Here is an 18,119-nt window from a genome sequence, read left to right on the forward strand (position 1 = left end):
TTCAGAAAGGATGATCATCGAATGAAAAAGCTAAAAATAGGCATTACCTGTTATCCTACAGTTGGTGGCTCTGGTGTCATTGCAACAGAATTAGGCAAAATGCTTGCAGAAAGAGGACATGAAATTCATTTCATCACCTCAAGCGTACCATTTCGATTGAATAAAATTTATCCAACCGTCTTTTTCCATGAAGTCGAAGTTAATAATTATTCAGTATTTCAATATTCTCCCTACGATATTGCATTAGCGAGTAAAATGGCAGACGTCATCAAGGATGAAGAGTTGGATGTGCTACATGTGCATTATGCCATCCCACATGCTGTATGTGCGGTGCTAGCACGTGAAATGAGCGGCCGAGACATTGGCATCGTGACAACCCTTCATGGCACAGATATATCGGTGCTTGGGCAAGATTCTACGCTCTCACAGGCCATTAAGTATGGGATTGATAAATCTGATATTGTGACAACCGTGTCACAGGCATTAAAAGAACAAACCTATGAACTGATTGATACAGTAAAACCAATTGAAACGATTTATAACTTTGTGGACGAACGCGAATACTTCCCACGAAATTCAGGAAACTTAAAAGAGCAATTTGGTATACAAGAAGATGAAAAAGTCCTCATTCATGTATCAAACTTCCGTAAAATAAAGAACCTTCCACACATTGTAGACGCCTTTATGAAAATCCGTGCCAACATGAAAGCAAAGCTCTTATTAGTAGGTGATGGCCCAGAAAAGCATCGTGTCATGGATCAAGTAAAAGGAAGTCCGTATATGAAGGATGTTTTATTTTTAGGGAAACAAGAAAACTTAGCTGAACTGTATGCGATTAGTGACCTTAAGCTATTATTATCACAGCAAGAATCGTTTGGCCTGGTGTTATTAGAGGCAATGGCTTGTGGTGTACCTTGTATTGGGACAAATGTAGGTGGTATTCCAGAAGTCATTGAGCATGGTGTAGACGGTTATATCGTGGAATTAGGTGATACAGAGGCAGTTGCGGCGTATGCAACCCATTTATTGCAAGATGAGGAACAATTACTGCGCTTCCGAGAAGCGGCCATCCGTGCAGTAAGTGAAAAATTCCACTCATCCAAAATTGTGGAACAATATGAAAATCTGTACGAGAAGGTTGCGGAAAGAAATCATGCAAAACAATAAAGAATGGCAAGCAGCCTATTTAGTCATTGAACAATTAGAACAGGCGGGATTTGAAGCAGTTATTGTTGGTGGAGCTGTAAGAGATGCTTTACTCGATCGTCCTGCCCATGATGTAGATGTGGCTACAAATGCCTTGCCTGAACAAGTAAAAACTGTGTTTCAAAAGACTGTAGATATTGGGATTCAGCATGGGACGGTACTTGTTATCGTACCCGCTGGACCTGTGGAAGTAACTACCTATCGGACAGATGGGGAATATACAGATCATCGAAGACCACAGAATGTCCATTTCGTTCGATCTCTAAAAGAGGATTTACAACGCCGAGATTTTACGATGAACGCCATTGCCATGCGGCGTGATGGCTCTTTTGTAGATTATTATGGTGGACAACAAGATATTGAAAAGCGCGTTATACGAGCGGTAGGAGAGGCAGAAAAACGGTTTGCAGAAGATGCTTTAAGGATGCTGCGAGCGATTCGCTTCTCTGCACAGCTTGATTTTACGATCGAGGCGAATACATTAGCAGCCATCCAGCAAAGAGCTGCTGATCTGAGCTTTATTGCAAAAGAACGCATTAAAGCAGAGCTTGATAAGCTTTGGGTAGGACAAACAGTTTTTGGGGGTATACAAAAACTAGAGGACAGTGGATTAACGGCCTATTTAACAGGTGATTTTCAAACTGCACAATGGCATAATTTCCAAACAAAAGATGCCCTTCTTGGCTGGGCATACTTTGCCTTACTACAAGGAACAGCATGGCGTGAGGTAGTGCGCGATTATCGATTATCGAATAAGGAAATGGCGTTTATTAATTCCGTTTTAACCGCTTATGACGCTTTAAAAGATGGTTGGACAAATCGCCATTATTTTTACTACACAGAGCAAGAACTAGAGGCTGCACAATATTTTGCCCAACTTCGCCAATTAGACGCTTCGATACCTCAACAATCTATTCGAGAATTACAGGCAAAGCTACCGATTCAACATAGGCAAGAATTAGTGGTGAATGGGGCTGATTTACTGAAATGGTCTGGCAAAAAGGGTGGGCCGTGGGTAAAAGCCGCATTGGAGGATCTGCTGACAGCTATTCTTCATTATGAACTTCAAAATGATCGAGAACAGATTAAAAGCTGGCTGGAGCAACAGGATCTTACTTAAAGCTGAATACATGATAGGTAAAAGCTGTCTCCCGAAAAGGGGGACGGCTTCATTAAATTCCATCGTTGGTGGTCATTTACGTTAATTTACAGTATGATTAAGACAAAATAAGTTACATAACAAGAGTACAGTTAACTAAAGGATTGATGTGAAGATGACAATTTCCATGAAGGACGAAATTTTAAAAAGAATATTGGCTGCTGATGGAGAAGCGGTTTCAGGTCAGGAATTAGCAGATTCTCTTGGTGTCTCAAGAACCGCTGTTTGGAAGCATATGCAAACATTACAAGAGGAAGGGTATACATTTGATACAATTAAGAAAAAGGGGTATGTATTGACAGGCGTACCAAATAGCTTGAGCCCCACACAGATTAAGCTTTTTTTAAAGACAGAGCATTTTGGACGTGAGATCCATTATTACGATGTAGTTGATTCAACACAAACGATTGCGCATAAGCTTGCACAGGAAGGAGCTCCACACGGTACAATTATTATTGGTGAGGAGCAAACAGCGGGGCGTGGTCGTATGGCTCGTCCTTGGGAGTCTGCCCATGGGACAGGTATTTGGATGACCGTTATCGTTCGGCCAGATGTTACGCCCCAGCAGGCCTCATCCTATACACTTGTGGTGGCAGTAGCTGTCACAATGGCCATTAAAACATTATATAAACATGTAGAGCCAGCCATTAAATGGCCCAATGATTTATTGATTAATGGCAAAAAATGTACAGGGATTTTAACGGAAATGCAGGCAGAGGCGGATCTTGTGCAAGCTTTACTTGTTGGAATTGGCATAAATGCGAACCAAGCAGTAGCTGACTTTTCACCTGATATTGCGGATATTGCCACTTCATTACGATTAGAAGCAGGGGAAGAAATCAATCGCGCAGCACTTGTTGCCTCTATCTTACACTATTTAGAACAATTTACAGAACTATACGTCAAAGAGGGTTTTGCGAGTCTAAAGACACTATGGCAGCAATTGTCCTGTACAATTGGTCAACGTATAGAGGTAACGACGATACGCGAACGTTTTGAAGGGGTTGCCAGTGGCATTACAGACGATGGTGTTCTCCAGCTGACGCAGGACGATGGAACGGTTCGAACGATCTATGCAGGAGACATCAAAATATTATAAAAAAGAAGCTGCAAGTAATGTCCTATACTTGCGGCTTCTCATGTTGTTGCAAAAAGATGATGTCAATGGCAGAAAAAGCAACTTTGCAAGGTGAGGGGTTGATTTCCGTTCCGCCAGTGTCCTTTCCAGGGGGCGTCCGATGAGCCGCTTCACTCCAATCAACTATTCTGCAAAAGTGTCTTTGCTTTATCTTTCATACTGGCCGTAGCGAACAAAATAATCCATTATTTGTATTATTAGAGAATCGATAGACTTTTATTTTCAATGTGGGGAAGTCATGCGTATCAGCACCTCTTCATAAAGAGTCGTGAACACCTTCACTTTATTTGAAAACCTTTGCTAAAAGGTAACACTTTTGTAGGTTGAAGTGGAAGGCTACTTGACTCCCGTGGGATCGGCGCTCGCCCACAGGAAAGGAAGTAGCCTGCAACGGAAACCATTTTCACCTTTCACAAAATCTATTAATGGTTTTGTTTTTCTACAATATGAGAAGCTGCAAGTAACGTCCTGTACTTGCGGCTTCTTTTATTTTCTATTGATTATTTTAATGACACATCTATATCACCATGCGATAAGGAAACATTCAGTTGGTGCTCACCCTTCGTTACTTGTGTCACGGTGCCACTTTGTTCTTCATCATTAATGGTCACATCACCGAAGTCTGTTTTGAGAGCATAGCCTACATCACTTTGTTTGTTTTGTAAGTGGAGCGTTGTATCGCCAAAACTAGAGGTAATGGTTGATTGGCCATTTAATGTGCCATCTATATCGATATCTCCATGCTCGCTCTCAATAGTGAAGCCGTTACTAGTAAGTTGCTGAAGCGTCAAATCACCAAAGGACTGCCTAATCTCTGTTCTGTCACCAGTCGTGTTGTTGAAAGTAATATCTCCATAATCCTGAATGAGATTCAGCTGCTGATACTGTAGCCCATGAATGGCTGTATCGCCAAAATTACTGTCTATCACAATCGCCTCTATTTTTGTATCTTTTGGGACATAGAGTTTGATTGAAGGGGAAGAGAGGTTCCCGAACCCAAATTGAAAACCATCCTTTTTCTTTGCCATTGTTTCGATGGTTAAAGTTCCGTTATCAATATGATATGTTACATCTTCTTGCTCATGGACCTTTGTGTCTAATTTATAGTCACGATCACTTGCAACAATCTCCACATCTCCATAATCATTTACGATATTAATGCTTGTGAATGCATCTAAAGCATGAGACTGACTTATTAATTTAGTATTACTTGGGACATAAAGACCCTCTGAATCTTTTAGAATTAGCCAGCGCCCCCCTGAAAAATAGCCAATCAATGCGAGTAGAATGCCTAATGCAATCATTGTCATGGCAATAAGGGTATTTTTTGACGTCATTTAGAAGTCCCCCTTTTTTTGCTTCTTTGTCATTTTGTGGAATAGTCTGCCTAATGTTTCAACAGAGACAACAACGGTTTTCTTGATAATACGAGCAACAACTGGGAACAGTAGGACTCCTAAGCCCGTTACGATTAACCCGACACCCATAAAGAGCAGGGCAGTCGGCCAATGCTCTGTTAAAATTAACAAACCTGATATGATTGCCACAACGCCACCGGCAAAAATACTAATAACAGTTGCGACAATAGCAAAGATTAAGCTGATAATGACTGCGCCAAATGAAAAAATAAGTGCAATGGCTGTTGCAAGTAATGGCAATGAAAGGGGCGCAGACAGTATAGCTAGAATAATGAGCCAAATGGCAGACATATTCTTTTTTGTTGATTTTGCCGAGGAGGTTTCTAAATCCTTTAATGCGAAATCAGCTAATATTTGTGAGGCGACATGTGAAGGAGAGCCAAGTTGTGAAATAACCTGATGTTCATTTTCCTCTCCAGCTTCCTCAAAGTATTCTTCATAATAGGCAAGCGCAGCGTCTAACTCATGCGCAGGAAGCCGACGTAATTTTCCTCGTAGCTGTTTCAAATAGCTTGCTCTATCCATCTAAATTCCCTCCTAAAAGTACACAATCAACCTTTTCCTTATACATTTGCCATTCTTTTAATAGCTCTAATAATCGTATACGTCCTTGCTCTGTAATTTGATAATAGCGTCTATTTCTACCTTGATAAGGCTGATCGTACGTTGTTAAGTAATGCGCTTTTTGTAAGCGGCGTAATACAGGATACAGTGTAGACTCTGAAATCTCCATGACTGATTGTACCTGCTGTGTTAAAGAATAACCGTAGGCGTCCTCTTTCTCGACAATAGCCAGTACACAAGCATCAAGTAAAGCTGAACCAAGCTGAAATGTCATCTTTTCACCTCACATGTAATACCTATACTTCATTTTATATTATATGGCATATAGTATACGGATAGTATATGACGTATAACATTGATTGTCAATTCTAAAAGAAAATTTTTTCCAATGTTGTTAGACGAAGATATTGTAAGAAAATAATATTTGAAGATTACTAGGAAAATCTGTTATAGTATGTGCGAAGGGCAGTATCCATTGTGAACGGCACCTTTAAAAACGCAATACACTATACTACCAAATATCTGCCTTGATCTTTTAGACAGGGACGGAAGAAAACGATACGTTCAAATATAGCTTTCATTTTGTAAGCTATTGCCTCTTTCAGGGGTCTTTTTATCATTGAACGACACACTACCCTTCTGTCTATTTTCGGCTAGAAGGGTTTTTCTGTTTTCTTCCTTTAAAAAGGAGGACTACAAAATGAAAACGACAACAGATTTTTTAAAGATGAAAGCGGCAGGCGAGAAGATCGTGATGGTAACGGCCTATGATTATCCAGCTGCTAAATTCGCGGAAGAAGCTGGTGTTGAGATGATCCTAGTCGGGGATTCACTTGGAATGGTCGTGCTTGGCTATGATTCTACAATGCCTGTAACTGTAGCGGATATGGTTCATCATGCAAAAGCAGTAAGACGAGGGGCAAAGGATACGTTTATAGTCGTTGATATGCCCTTTGGTTCTTATCATGGCGATGTCAATGAGACACTCAAAACAGCCATTGCGATGATGCAACAAACAGGAGCAGATGCTTTAAAGGTTGAGGGGGCAGGTGAAGTTATACCTGTCATTCGTAAATTAACGTCAGCTGGTATTCCAGTAGTAGCTCACTTAGGCTTGTTGCCTCAATCAGCTGGAGTGCTTGGTGGTTATAAGGTACAAGGAAAAACAGCTGAACAGGCTACTACACTGCTTGAAGAAGCAAAACAATGCGAAGCGGCTGGAGCATGCGCAGTCGTGTTGGAATGTATCCCTCATCAGCTGACAGAAATTGTTTCAGCTAGTCTTGTTATTCCAACCATTGGCATAGGCGCTGGAGTTGAGGCTGATGGACAAGTGCTGGTGTATCATGACATGCTAAGCTACGGTTTGCACCATGTACCGAAATTTGTTCAACAATTTGCTGATATGGGCAAAGAAGCAAGCGTGGGGATGATGGGTTACGTAGAAGCAGTGAAAGCGGGTACTTTCCCAGCTCCAAAGCATTTTTTCACAATGAAAGAGGAAGCATTAGATCAGCTATATGGAGGCGTTAAATGATGAAAGTCATCACAACCATACAGGCATTAGCCACAGAAATTCAAGCAGCTAAGCATGCTCAAAAAACGATTGGACTAGTGCCGACAATGGGCTATTTACATGAAGGTCATTTAACATTAGCACAAACAGCTCGTGTAGAAAATGATGTCGTTGTGATGAGTATATTTGTCAACCCAACACAATTTGGGCCAAATGAGGATTTTGAAAGTTATCCTCGTGATTTGCCTAGAGATACTGCATTAGCTGAATCTGTGGGCGTTGATATTGTGTTCGCACCAAGTGTGGAGGAAATGTATCCTCAAGATGGAGGCATTCGTCTACATGCAGGCGAGCAGGCTTCCATTCTTTGTGGTGCGAGTCGTCCTGGTCATTTTGATGGTGTTTTACAGGTTGTCTCTAAATTATTTCATTTAACACAGCCAACAAGAGCTTATTTCGGTCAAAAAGATGCACAGCAGGTTGCGATTATTGCGACAATGGTACGTGATTTTAATTTCCCTTTAGAAATGCGTGTTGTCCCAATTGTACGCGAGGAGGACGGTTTGGCGAAATCTTCTCGTAATGTCTATTTAAGTAAGTCAGAGCGACAAGAGGCTCCAGCGATCAATGAAGCATTACAGTTGGCTCGCGATAGCTTTTTAGCGAATGGTGATGCTGATAGCGCACTTGCTAAAGCAAAAGCTCATATTCATGCAAGAACACATGGCCGCATTGATTATATTGAATTATTAGCATACCCAGATTTAACACCAGTGACAGCTACAACTCAGCAAGTACTGTTGGCAGCAGCTGTTTATATAGGTAAGACACGTTTAATCGATAATTGTATTTTTACCGTGAAAGAGGGAATATAGTATGTTACGTATGATGATGAATAGTAAAATTCACCGTGCAACTGTGACACAGGCAGATTTAAACTATGTAGGCTCCATAACAATAGATGAAGATATTTTAGATGCAGTAGGTATGCTGGCAAACGAAAAAGTACATGTTGTGAATAACAATAATGGCGCTCGTTTTGAAACATATATTATAGCTGGTGAACGAGGATCAGGTGTCATTTGTGTTAATGGCGCAGCAGCAAGACTTGTGCAGCGTGGTGATATTGTCATTATTATTTCCTATGTGTATGTGGATAATCATGAGGCAAAAGACCATCAACCAACTGTAGCCATCATGGGAGAGGGCAATACAATTAAGGAAATGATCGCACACGAGCCAGAGGCAACTGTGATGTAATTCAGCAATAGTATAACTTAATACTAGAGAGGAGGATGGCAAAGCATAGCCAATCCTCCTTTTTTATGATTGAATTTGTTATAAAAGTAACTGGTAAAATTTTGCTTTTATTACTATTAAACTAGTTTATAAAATTATAATTTTACAAATGTTCTAGTATTTTGCGTCATATTTATGTAGAATTTAGTTGTTAGTACATCATTTTACTAGTGGAGGTATCATTTGTCATGGAAAATAAACGTAACAAATTTTTAACAGTAACTGCAGCAGCATTGGCTGTAACAGCGGTAGCGGTAGTACCAGCATCAGCAGCAAGTCCTTTTTCGGATGTAAAGGAAAGTCATGCAGATTTTGAAGGCATTTCTACACTTTATGCAGCAGGGATTATTAGTGGTTACCCAGATGGTACATTCAAACCAGATACAAATGTCACACGTGGACAAGCGGCAAAAATGATTGCAGGCGCATTAAAATTGGATACAAAAGAAGTAGAGAATCCAAAATTTACGGATATTAGTGCATCAAATCCTTATTATGGCTCGATTGCAGCTCTAGTAGGATTAAATGTCATTACAGGCTATGGAGATAATACTTTCCGTCCAAACCAAACAATTACTCATGGTGATTTAGCAAAAATTTTAGCATCTATCCCAACATTACCAGAGCTAGAAAGTGCAAAAAATCATGAGGCTAGTGAAAAAGTTACACGTGGACAACTGGCGACATTCATTGCAGAGGCTCTAACAAAATCAAACCCAGAAACACCGGAGACTCCAGAGACTCCAGAAAAACCAGAAGATGCCTTCTCATTATCGATTTTACATGTGAATGATACACATGCTCATGCAGATAATTTACCTAAATTAGCTACAGCAGTAAAGGAACAGCGTGCTGTTAAGAAAAATACATTAACATTACATGCTGGCGATGCATTTAATGGTACATTATATTTCAATGAATTCCATGGACAAGCAGATCTAGCGCTATTAAATGAAATTGGCTTTGATGCAATGGTATTTGGTAACCATGAATTTGATTTAGGTGCCTCTCCTGAAGGTCATCAAGCATTAGCGGATTTTGTTAAAGGTGCTAAATTCCCATTTGTGGATGCCAATACAGATTTCTCAGCAGATGATAAATTCACTGGTTTATTTACAGACTTAATTTCAAGTGAACCTGAAAATGGTAAAATTTACTCTGGTATTGTGAAAGAAATTGATGGAGAAAAAGTAGGTATTTTTGGTTTAACAACAGAAGAAACAAAAGCTGTAGCATCTCCAGATAAAGTAACATTCTCAAACTACATTGAAGAGGCCAAAAAAGCAGTAGCGGCTTTTGAAGGTATGGGTGTTAACAAAATTATCGCCTTAACACATATTGGATTTGAAGATAATGCCAATATTGATAATGACCAATTATTAGCAAAAAATGTAGATGGTATTGATATTATTGTAGGCGCACACGATCATACAAAACTAGACAAACCATTTATCGTAGATACAAATACAGCTGGAGAAGCTAAAGAGGCTACATTAATTGTACAAGCTAATGAGTATGTAAAGTATCTAGGTACACTAGATGTAACATTTGATGGAAATGGTGTTGTGACTGAATATGATGGAGAATTAATCGACCTTGGTAAAGTAGCGGAGGACAAAGCGGCATTAGAAAAACTTGCACCATTTAAAGAAAAAGTAGATGCAATCATGAAACAAGAGATTGGTGTAAAACTTAATGAAGCATTAGATGGATCACGTGAATTAGTACGTACACAAGAAGCGGCATTAGGTAATATCATTACAGATGGTATGTTAGCAAAATCACAACAATATACAGATAAAAAAGTTGTGATGGCATTTACAAATGGTGGTGGTATTCGCGAGACGATTCCAGCAGGTGAAATTACTGTAGGTCATGTTATGACAGTACTACCTTTTGGTAACACATTAGCACTTATGGATATAACGGGTGCACAATTAAAAGAAGCATTTGAACTATCTGTGGGACAAGCACCAAATCAATTTGGTGGCTTCCTACAAATCGCAGGTGCAAAATTACAATATGATTCTTCAAAAGAAGTAGGATCTCGCATTGTATCGTTTGAATATTTAGATCAAGCAACAGGTAAGTATGTAGCATTTGAAGATAATAAAACATATACAGTAGCAACAAACGCCTTTACTGCTAAGCAAGGTGGGGATGGCTATGACGTATTTAGAAAAATTTATGAAGAAGGCCGTGTAACAGATTTAGGTTTATCTGACTGGGAAAACTTCCAAGAACACTTATTATCATTAAAAGAAGTGAAAACAACAACTGAAGGCCGTATTGTTGATGTAGCAAAAAAACAATAAGCTTAACGTTGTTTGAGTAAGTACTCTATAATGATTCCACAACGCAACCTTAGGGGATTGATTTCTCCAAGGTTGCGTTTTTGTATGGATGCGGCGATTCAATAAAGAGGAGAAAGGATGCCGCAGAGCCAATAATATGATAAAATTCAACTTATCTAATGTGAACTGTGAGTTGAGATGTATGATGGAAAGTCAAAAATATGCAATTGTAGATTTGGAGACAACTGGTCATTCACCAGCCAATGGGGACCGGATGATTCAAATTGCCATTGTTATTATGAAGGATTGGGAAATTGAGCGTACCTATACGAAGTTCATTAATCCAGGGAAAGCTATTCCAACTTTCATTCAAGATTTAACGCATATAACGAATGAGGATGTAAAGGATGCCTTCCCATTTGAAGCGCATGCGGATTACATATATGAGCTACTGGCTGACTGTGTATTTGTTGCACATAATGCAGATTTTGACTTATCCTTTTTACAAGCAGAGTTTAAACGTGCTGGATTACCGAAATGGCAAGGTAAAAAAATGGATACGGTGGAGCTAGCTAAAATTTTGTTCCCTATGTCCCTTGGTTTTAAGCTAGGGGATTTAGCGGCCGATTTAAATATTGAGTTAGCAAATGCACATCGAGCGGATGACGATGCACGCGCGACAGCTGAGCTATTCAAACATTGCTGGAAGGAGCTACTAAGTTTACCGCAGCTTACACTTGAACAGATGCATAAGCGTTCATTTCGCTTGAAATCAAATATTTCTCAGCTTTTTTTTGAGGCGTTGCAAATTAAGCGCCAGCATACGACGGGCCGCGAAAATGTACATTATTACCGTAATTTTGCCATTGGCAATGGCCGAAATAAGCATGAACATGTGACAGAAACGATTGTCTACCCTCAATCAGTAGATGAGAAAATAGCTTTAATGGCAAAGGCACTGCCAAATTTTGAGGAACGTCCTGCACAATTTGACATGATGGACACGATTTGGCGGGCATTACATGAACAACAGGAGTGCGTGATTGAAGCTTCTACAGGTATTGGTAAAACTGCTGGCTATTTACTTCCAGCCATCTTATTTGCCCGTGCTGTCAATAAAAAGATTGCCATCAGTACGTATACTTCCTATTTACAAGAACAGCTTGTAGAAGAAGAACTACCAAAGATCGAAAAAATCCTTGGAACAAAAGTGAATTTGTGTGTGCTGAAGGGAATGCAGCATTATATTGATCTCGATCGCTTTGAGCAATGTATGGCATATGCTGATGAATCCTATGATGATACATTTACTATTTTACAAATACTTGTGTGGTTGACCAAAACAGAGACAGGTGTGTTGAGCGAGCTCAATGTTTCTGGTGGCGGACAACTGTTTTTAGAAAAAATCCGAAAAATACCGAATGACAAACCTTCAAAGGGCTTTGATTTCTATGAGCAAGCTTTAAAGAACAGTGCAGTTGCTGACTGTATTGTAACGAATCATGCCATGGTTTTAAGTGATTTAGTGCGTCAAACACCACTCTTTACAGAAATAGATGGCTGGATTATTGACGAGGCGCATCAATTTATTCAGGCTGCTATGCAGCAGGATGAAGTAGTCTTCTCCTATACACAATGGAAGTATATTTTTGGACAAATTGGTACGATGGAAGATACGGCTTTATTTCAGCAGTTTTGCCAGGCAGCGAAGAAAAAACAGCGAGTAGCCATGCGGAATTTACAGCATCTTGATGCACAATTTATACGTTTGCAGCGGACATTTGATGAAACAATCCAGAGAACTATTCAAAAATTGCAACAGCAAATGAAAGGGAAACAAGCAGGTAGTAAATGTACCTTGTTTTTAGAGGATGTTTCACTTGCGAAAGAATCGTTTGCACAAGTAAGCAAACTAACCCAGCAATGGCTGGATCTCGCTACTACCATTACACAGTCGTTCGACAATGCGATTGAGCAGCTAGATAAAAACGATCAATATGTATTATCTGAATGGCAATATTGGATTCGCCAAGTGAAGATAAAAATTGCAGAATGGGACGATATTTTTCTGTCACCACAGGAAGGCAGTTCTATTTGGTTAGAATTTGATGTACGAAGTGTCCCAGGCAGTCTCCATGTCTTTAAGAAGCCTGTCAATGTAACGCCGATAATTGAACAAGTATTAGCACCATTACGTCAGCAAGCAAGTATTGTTTGGACATCAGGTACATTAACAGTACCAGGCAATGAGCGCTTCGTTACACGCCAGTTGGGCATTTCTGATGATGTTGAAGTCTTGAAACTACAAGCTCCGCCAGCCTATTATGCTGGAGCTAAGGCATTTATCGTCACCGATATGCCAGATATTCAGCATGTCAGCCAAGAAGAATACATTGAGGCTGTTGCCCATGCAATTACGAGGACTGTTCGAATGACAGAAGGGCGTTGCTTTGTACTCTTTACAGCACAGGATATGCTACGAAAAACAGTCGAGCTTATCCAAGATAGTGAACTATTAGATGATTACATGCTATTTGCACAAGGTGTAACAGGTGGTAGCCGTATGCGCATTCTAAAATCATTTCAAAAATTTAGTCATGCCGTTCTATTTGGTACAAACAGTTTTTGGGAGGGTGTAGATGTTCCAGGAGATGCACTGGCCTCTGTCATTGTCGTACGATTACCATTTTCTTCACCAGAGGAGCCTGTTTTTAAGGCGAGGGCAAAGCACCTAACTACTCAAGGCCGCAATTCCTTTACTGAGCTTTCCCTACCAGAAGCGATCATGAGGTTTAAGCAAGGCTTTGGTCGATTAATACGTTCTTCGCAGGATAAAGGAGCTTTTATTGTCCTAGACCGACGAATTACTAGTAAGTCATATGGGAAAGAGTTTATTAAGGCATTGCCACCTATCGATGTCAAGAAATTACAGCTACCCGAATTGTTAAAGGAACTAAATCATTGGCAAAAATAGCAGAAACCCCTTTTAGCATTGCTAGAAGGGGTTTTTACGTAATGTAGAAGCGTTTAAAGAAAGGCAATTGCTAGTATGATTCTCATTGCTTGTTTTTAGTTTGCTCTTCAAAAAGTTTAGCATTACGAACGATTTCTGTAATATATTTCATAGTGATTGCCGTTGCTTGGTTGGCATCATAACTTTTGCGATTATTCAATAGGTTTGTAAACATACCTTGCCAAATTAATAGTGTAATTTCATTGATGGCATCAACATTGCCTTCAGTTAAGTAGCCTTCTTTTAAAGCGATCTCTAACATAGAACGCCCTCGTTTCGTTAGACTGTGTTGAAATAAAATGGTTTTTAAATCCTCAGGAATATTGATTAAATCATTGGGGTAAAAATTATAATAATTCTCCAATAGTGCCTCTGGTGTTTCCCCTAAATCCATGATAAAGACTGCGTGAAAAATCTGAGGTTGTTTGAAGGAATATTGGCAAAAGCACTCCCAAGCCAATAAGTATTTCTCAATAGGATCTTTGCCTCTTTCTATGTAGCGAGCGACTTCGTTGGTATAGTCTTGCATGCATCTCATCGATGCAAAAAATAGAAGATGCGAGATTTCTGAAAAATAATTGTAGATAGTAGCGCTGTTGTAACCTGCCTTATCAGCAACCTTTCGGATCGTGACATTTTCCAGCCCTTCTTCTTCGATGATTTCCGCAGTGGCATCTACAAAGTATTTCCACATACGACTCCTTTGTATTTCCTTTTTCTTCAAAGTAATATCCCCCTAACAAACAATTAATTACTGTAAAATCATTAATTAAATGCATATATTTACCTTCTTGTAGCTGATTTAAACTTATTATAGCATAGCAATTTTAATTATCTTCTTTCATTATAGCATTAGCTTTTGTCATTTTCAGAGTTGTGCATTAGAATTTCAGGTGATATACTAATCACAATTATTTTATAATCATGATTACTAAATAATCAAGATTCTGAATAATTAGACGAATAGGATGTTATAACTAGGAGTCTTGCACTTAGACACAAGGGGAGGATTATGCAATGAGTAAAAAAATTGTGACACAATTTGAGTGTACATATGAAACGATTGAAAACACATGGATCGAGTTAGCAGACGGCACAAGGCTTTCAAGTCGTATTTGGCTACCAAATGTAAAATTGGGAGAGAAAGTACCAGCCATTTTAGAGTATATTCCTTATCGTAAAACAGATGGGACAAGAGCAAGAGATGAGCCGATGCACGGTTATTTTGCAGGACATGGTTATGCTGTTGTGCGAGTGGATATGCGAGGTTCAGGTGAGTCAGATGGTTTATTAAAGGACGAATATCTAAAGCAAGAGCAGGATGATGCCCTTGAAGTCATTGAATGGATTGCTAACCAAAGCTGGTGTGATGGCAATATCGGGATGATGGGGAAATCGTGGGGCGGATTTAATTCTCTACAAGTAGCAGCTCGTCGACCAAAGGCGTTAAAGGCGATTATTACCGTAGGCTTTACAGATGATCGTTATAACAATGATATTCACTATAAGGGCGGTTGCTTGTTAAACGATAACTTCTGGTGGGGTGCTATTATGTTAGCCTACCAGTTACGTCCGATTGATCCTCACATTGTTGGCGATAGCTGGCGGGAGAAATGGATGGAGCGCTTAGAAAATATGCCTTTATGGATGGCACAGTGGATGGAGCATCAAACAAGAGACGATTATTGGAAACATGGTTCAGTTTGTGAGAATTTTCAAGACATAGAAATCCCAGTTTTTGCGCTAGATGGCTGGGAAGATTCCTATACAAACACAGTCTTAAGCTTAATGGAAGGGCTTTCTGTTCCGAGAAAAGGCATCATTGGCCCGTGGGCACATGTTTATCCACATGATGGAGTGCCAGGTCCTGCAATAGGCTTTTTACAAGAAGCTGTGAAATGGTGGGATCATTGGTTAAAAGGAATAGACAACGATGTAATGGATGGCCCAATGGTGAATGTCTGGGTTGAAGAGAGCATGGAGCCATCCGTTAAGAAACCAATCAGTAAAGGCTATTGGGTTGGTTTAGAATCGTGGCCAGCAGCGGAATCAATACAAACTAAGGTGTATCAGCTGACACATGGAAAACTAGTAGAAAATCGCAGTGAGCAACAAGAGCAAGTCCTACTAAAAACTCCTCAAAATCATGGTCTTTTATCTGGTGAATGGATGGGTGCTGGCGTACTAGGCGAAAGTCCAGCAGACCAACGATTAGACGATGGAATGGCAATGGTTTTTGAAACGGATAGGCTAGAGAATGCATTAGATATTGTGGGCTATCCAAAATTTGAAGTGGAATTAAAAAGTGACAAACAACATGCAATGCTGTTTGCACAGCTTTCAGACGTAGCACCTGATGGAGCTGTCACACGTGTATCCTATGGCGTGATGAACCTAACACACTTAAATGGGCATGATCGTGTAGACCTGTTAACACCTGGTGAAAAAGTGAAGGCCTTTGTTCAGTTAGACTGTTGTGGCCATCAATTTAAAGCGGGACATCGTTTACGTCTATCCCTAGCTACAACGTTTTGGCCGATGTTTTGGCCAATGCCAGAAGACGCTACATTGACATTAAATCTAGAAACAGCTACCTTATCATTGCCAACCTTCCATGGTCAGCAAGTAGTAGGGCCTAATATGAATGCTGAAAGTGCACCATTAACGCCAATCACAACGCTACAAGAAGGAAGAGTCGATCGTTCGATAGCCTATGATATTTTAACAGATACATGGACATGTATTACAGATGGAGTTGGAGGCGTATTTGGTGAAGGCATTTATCGCTTTGATGATATTGATGTCACTGTAGAACATAATTTGAAACGAGAATTAACCTTAACGAATGCTGATCCACTATCAGCTCAGTATACAATCTATCAAAAGATGAAAATTGGTCGTGAAGGCTGGTGGATTGACGCTGATATAACGGTTACCAAAACATCCGATCAGGAAAACTTCCAAATTGTTGGGGAAATGGCCATCAAAGAAAATGACAAACAAGTCTTCCATAAGGAATGGAATCAAAAAATTAAACGTCATGGCTTGTAAATAACATATAAGGGGTAAACATATGGAGGCTAAGTTAAAAAAGAATACAGCTACTTTAGTTATTTTAGCTGTTTCAGGTGCATTAATTTACGCATTGCCTTATTTTAGAAACTACTATTATGATGTCTTTCTGGATGCATTTCATTTAACCAATACACAAATGGGGACACTTGGTAGTGCGTATGGTGTTTGTTGTTTAATTTCCTATATTTTTGGAGGCTTTTGTGCAGATCGTTGGAAAACGAAATATTTATTAACCATTTCTTTAGTAGCCACAGGATTATTAGGGTTTACATTATTATTGTATCCACCCTATCCAGTACTTCTACTGATTCATGCTGCTTGGGGAATCACGTCCATTATGACGTTCTGGGGAGCATTAGTAAAAGCGGTTCGTTCTTTAGGCTCTGAAAATGAACAAGGAAAAGCGTTTGGATTTTTTGAAGGCGGACGTGGTGTAACCAACATTATTCAATCTGCTGTGATTTTAGGGATCTTTGCTTTTTTTGCAAAACATATGAGTGATAAAATGGCTCTTTCAGCAGTTATTACGGTGTATTCTGTGATTTGTCTTTTGTTGGGCCTCATGATTATGATGCTGTATAAAGATCCAGATCAAGCAACTGTCAGTCCAGAAGATAGAGAGAGCAGTAAAACGTTTGATTGGGCAGTCCTTTGGAAAGTGTTGAAGATGCCAACTACCTGGCTTGCGACTATCCTTATCTTTACGTCCTATGCGATGATTATTAGCTATTATTACATTACACCTTATGCAACGGCCGCATTTGGTGCGTCTACGTTAATTGCTGCGGCTTTGGGCTACTTCTCGCAATATTGTCGTCCTATTGGTAGTTTTAGTGCAGGAATCATAGGAGACCGGATTGGTGTGTCGAATATGGTGTTAATCGGCTATATTTTATTAGCATTTGGTTTAGTAGGGCTCATTTTATTACCAGGAAAAGCTTCTTTTATTCTTATGCTTTTAGTGTTCATTGGGATTATCTATACATCTATGTATGCTTTGCAAGCGATGCATTTTGCAATTCTAGTAGAAGGCGATTATCCAGTAGAATCAACAGGAACTGTGTCCATGCCACTGATGATAATTGGTTATAGTGGTGAGATCTTTATGCCAATTATTGCAGGAGCCTGTTTAGATTACTGGGGTGGCACAGCGGGCTATAAAGTATTCTTTGGTATTTTATTAGGCTTAGCTATTATTGGATTTATTACAGTAGTCATTTGGCAGCGTGTGACGAAAGAAAAACGCCGAGAAATTGCTTTACAACGAAAGCTTTCCAAGGAACAGGCACTTACTTAATTTAGTTTAGAACTAATATTGGTTTCTTCCAAAGCCAGCTTTTTTAAACATAATGATGAATAGCTAAAAAGACTGCGAATAGTTTTTTACTATTTATACAAGTTGATTATTCACAAATCAATATGTAAACAGGGAAACAG

The 18,119-nt window shown here is 39.6% G+C and carries 14 protein-coding genes; 10 read left to right on the top strand and 4 right to left on the bottom strand.

Features of this window, described 5'->3' with window-relative positions:
* Positions 1-21 precede the first annotated feature (21 nt).
* From bshA to LCP48_RS07665, 3 genes are all read left to right on the top strand, one after another.
* The gene (gene bshA, locus LCP48_RS07655; protein WP_004232695.1) at positions 22-1,167 is read left to right on the top strand and encodes an N-acetyl-alpha-D-glucosaminyl L-malate synthase BshA; all 1,146 of its coding nucleotides are present in this window, start codon (positions 22-24) and stop codon (positions 1,165-1,167) included.
* On the top strand, positions 1,154-2,326 hold the full coding sequence (locus tag LCP48_RS07660; protein WP_225340831.1) for a CCA tRNA nucleotidyltransferase: 1,173 nt from the start codon (positions 1,154-1,156) through the stop codon (positions 2,324-2,326). The genes bshA and LCP48_RS07660 overlap by 14 nt, the downstream gene beginning before the upstream one ends.
* 154 nt (positions 2,327-2,480) lie before the next feature.
* A complete protein-coding gene (locus tag LCP48_RS07665; protein ID WP_225340832.1) occupies positions 2,481-3,464 on the top strand; it encodes a biotin--[acetyl-CoA-carboxylase] ligase in 984 nt (327 codons plus the stop codon).
* A 539-nt stretch (positions 3,465-4,003) separates the two neighbouring features.
* Here the strand turns inward: LCP48_RS07665 and LCP48_RS07670 are convergent.
* The 3 genes from LCP48_RS07670 to LCP48_RS07680 are packed head-to-tail and all read right to left on the bottom strand — an operon-like array spanning position 4,004 to position 5,759.
* The gene (locus LCP48_RS07670) at positions 4,004-4,840 is read right to left on the bottom strand and encodes a DUF4097 family beta strand repeat-containing protein (RefSeq protein ID WP_004232703.1); all 837 of its coding nucleotides are present in this window, start codon (positions 4,838-4,840) and stop codon (positions 4,004-4,006) included.
* Entirely contained in the window at positions 4,841-5,446 is a 606-nt protein-coding gene (locus tag LCP48_RS07675; protein ID WP_009370838.1) for a DUF1700 domain-containing protein, read from the bottom strand.
* A complete protein-coding gene (locus tag LCP48_RS07680) occupies positions 5,439-5,759 on the bottom strand; it encodes a PadR family transcriptional regulator (RefSeq protein ID WP_004232706.1) in 321 nt (106 codons plus the stop codon). The genes LCP48_RS07675 and LCP48_RS07680 overlap by 8 nt, the downstream gene beginning before the upstream one ends.
* 426 nt (positions 5,760-6,185) lie before the next feature.
* Here LCP48_RS07680 and panB point away from each other — a divergent pair, with 426 nt between their 5' ends.
* The 5 genes from panB (at position 6,186) to dinG (ending at position 13,568) form a co-directional block, all read left to right on the top strand.
* Positions 6,186-7,022 (top strand): 3-methyl-2-oxobutanoate hydroxymethyltransferase, encoded by an 837-nt coding sequence (gene panB, locus LCP48_RS07685; RefSeq protein ID WP_216485694.1) that lies wholly within the window; start codon positions 6,186-6,188, stop codon positions 7,020-7,022.
* On the top strand, positions 7,022-7,876 hold the full coding sequence (panC, locus tag LCP48_RS07690; RefSeq protein WP_036218973.1) for a pantoate--beta-alanine ligase: 855 nt from the start codon (positions 7,022-7,024) through the stop codon (positions 7,874-7,876). The genes panB and panC overlap by 1 nt, the downstream gene beginning before the upstream one ends.
* A gap of 1 nt (position 7,877) precedes the next feature.
* On the top strand, positions 7,878-8,261 hold the full coding sequence (gene panD / locus LCP48_RS07695; protein ID WP_009370842.1) for an aspartate 1-decarboxylase: 384 nt from the start codon (positions 7,878-7,880) through the stop codon (positions 8,259-8,261).
* A 227-nt stretch (positions 8,262-8,488) separates the two neighbouring features.
* A complete protein-coding gene (locus LCP48_RS07700) occupies positions 8,489-10,615 on the top strand; it encodes a 5'-nucleotidase C-terminal domain-containing protein (RefSeq protein WP_009370843.1) in 2,127 nt (708 codons plus the stop codon).
* Between the two features lie 181 nt (positions 10,616-10,796).
* Positions 10,797-13,568 carry an ATP-dependent DNA helicase DinG gene (dinG, locus tag LCP48_RS07705; protein ID WP_009370844.1) on the top strand — a complete coding sequence of 924 codons (2,772 nt, stop codon included), beginning with the start codon at positions 10,797-10,799 and terminating at the stop codon, positions 13,566-13,568.
* 82 nt (positions 13,569-13,650) lie between these two features.
* Here the strand turns inward: dinG and LCP48_RS07710 are convergent, their stop codons facing one another.
* The gene (locus tag LCP48_RS07710) at positions 13,651-14,301 is read right to left on the bottom strand and encodes a TetR/AcrR family transcriptional regulator (protein ID WP_225341020.1); all 651 of its coding nucleotides are present in this window, start codon (positions 14,299-14,301) and stop codon (positions 13,651-13,653) included.
* A gap of 323 nt (positions 14,302-14,624) precedes the next feature.
* Here LCP48_RS07710 and LCP48_RS07715 point away from each other — a divergent pair, with 323 nt between their 5' ends.
* On the top strand, positions 14,625-16,658 hold the full coding sequence (locus LCP48_RS07715; protein WP_225340833.1) for a CocE/NonD family hydrolase: 2,034 nt from the start codon (positions 14,625-14,627) through the stop codon (positions 16,656-16,658).
* A 22-nt stretch (positions 16,659-16,680) separates the two neighbouring features.
* Positions 16,681-17,979, top strand: a complete 1,299-nt coding sequence (locus LCP48_RS07720) for an MFS transporter (RefSeq protein WP_048389869.1) — start codon at positions 16,681-16,683, stop codon at positions 17,977-17,979.
* Positions 17,980-18,119 lie beyond the last annotated feature (140 nt).

Source organism: Lysinibacillus capsici, from assembly GCF_020217405.1.
In the GTDB taxonomy this organism is placed as follows: Bacteria; Bacillota; Bacilli; order Bacillales_A; family Planococcaceae; genus Lysinibacillus; species Lysinibacillus capsici.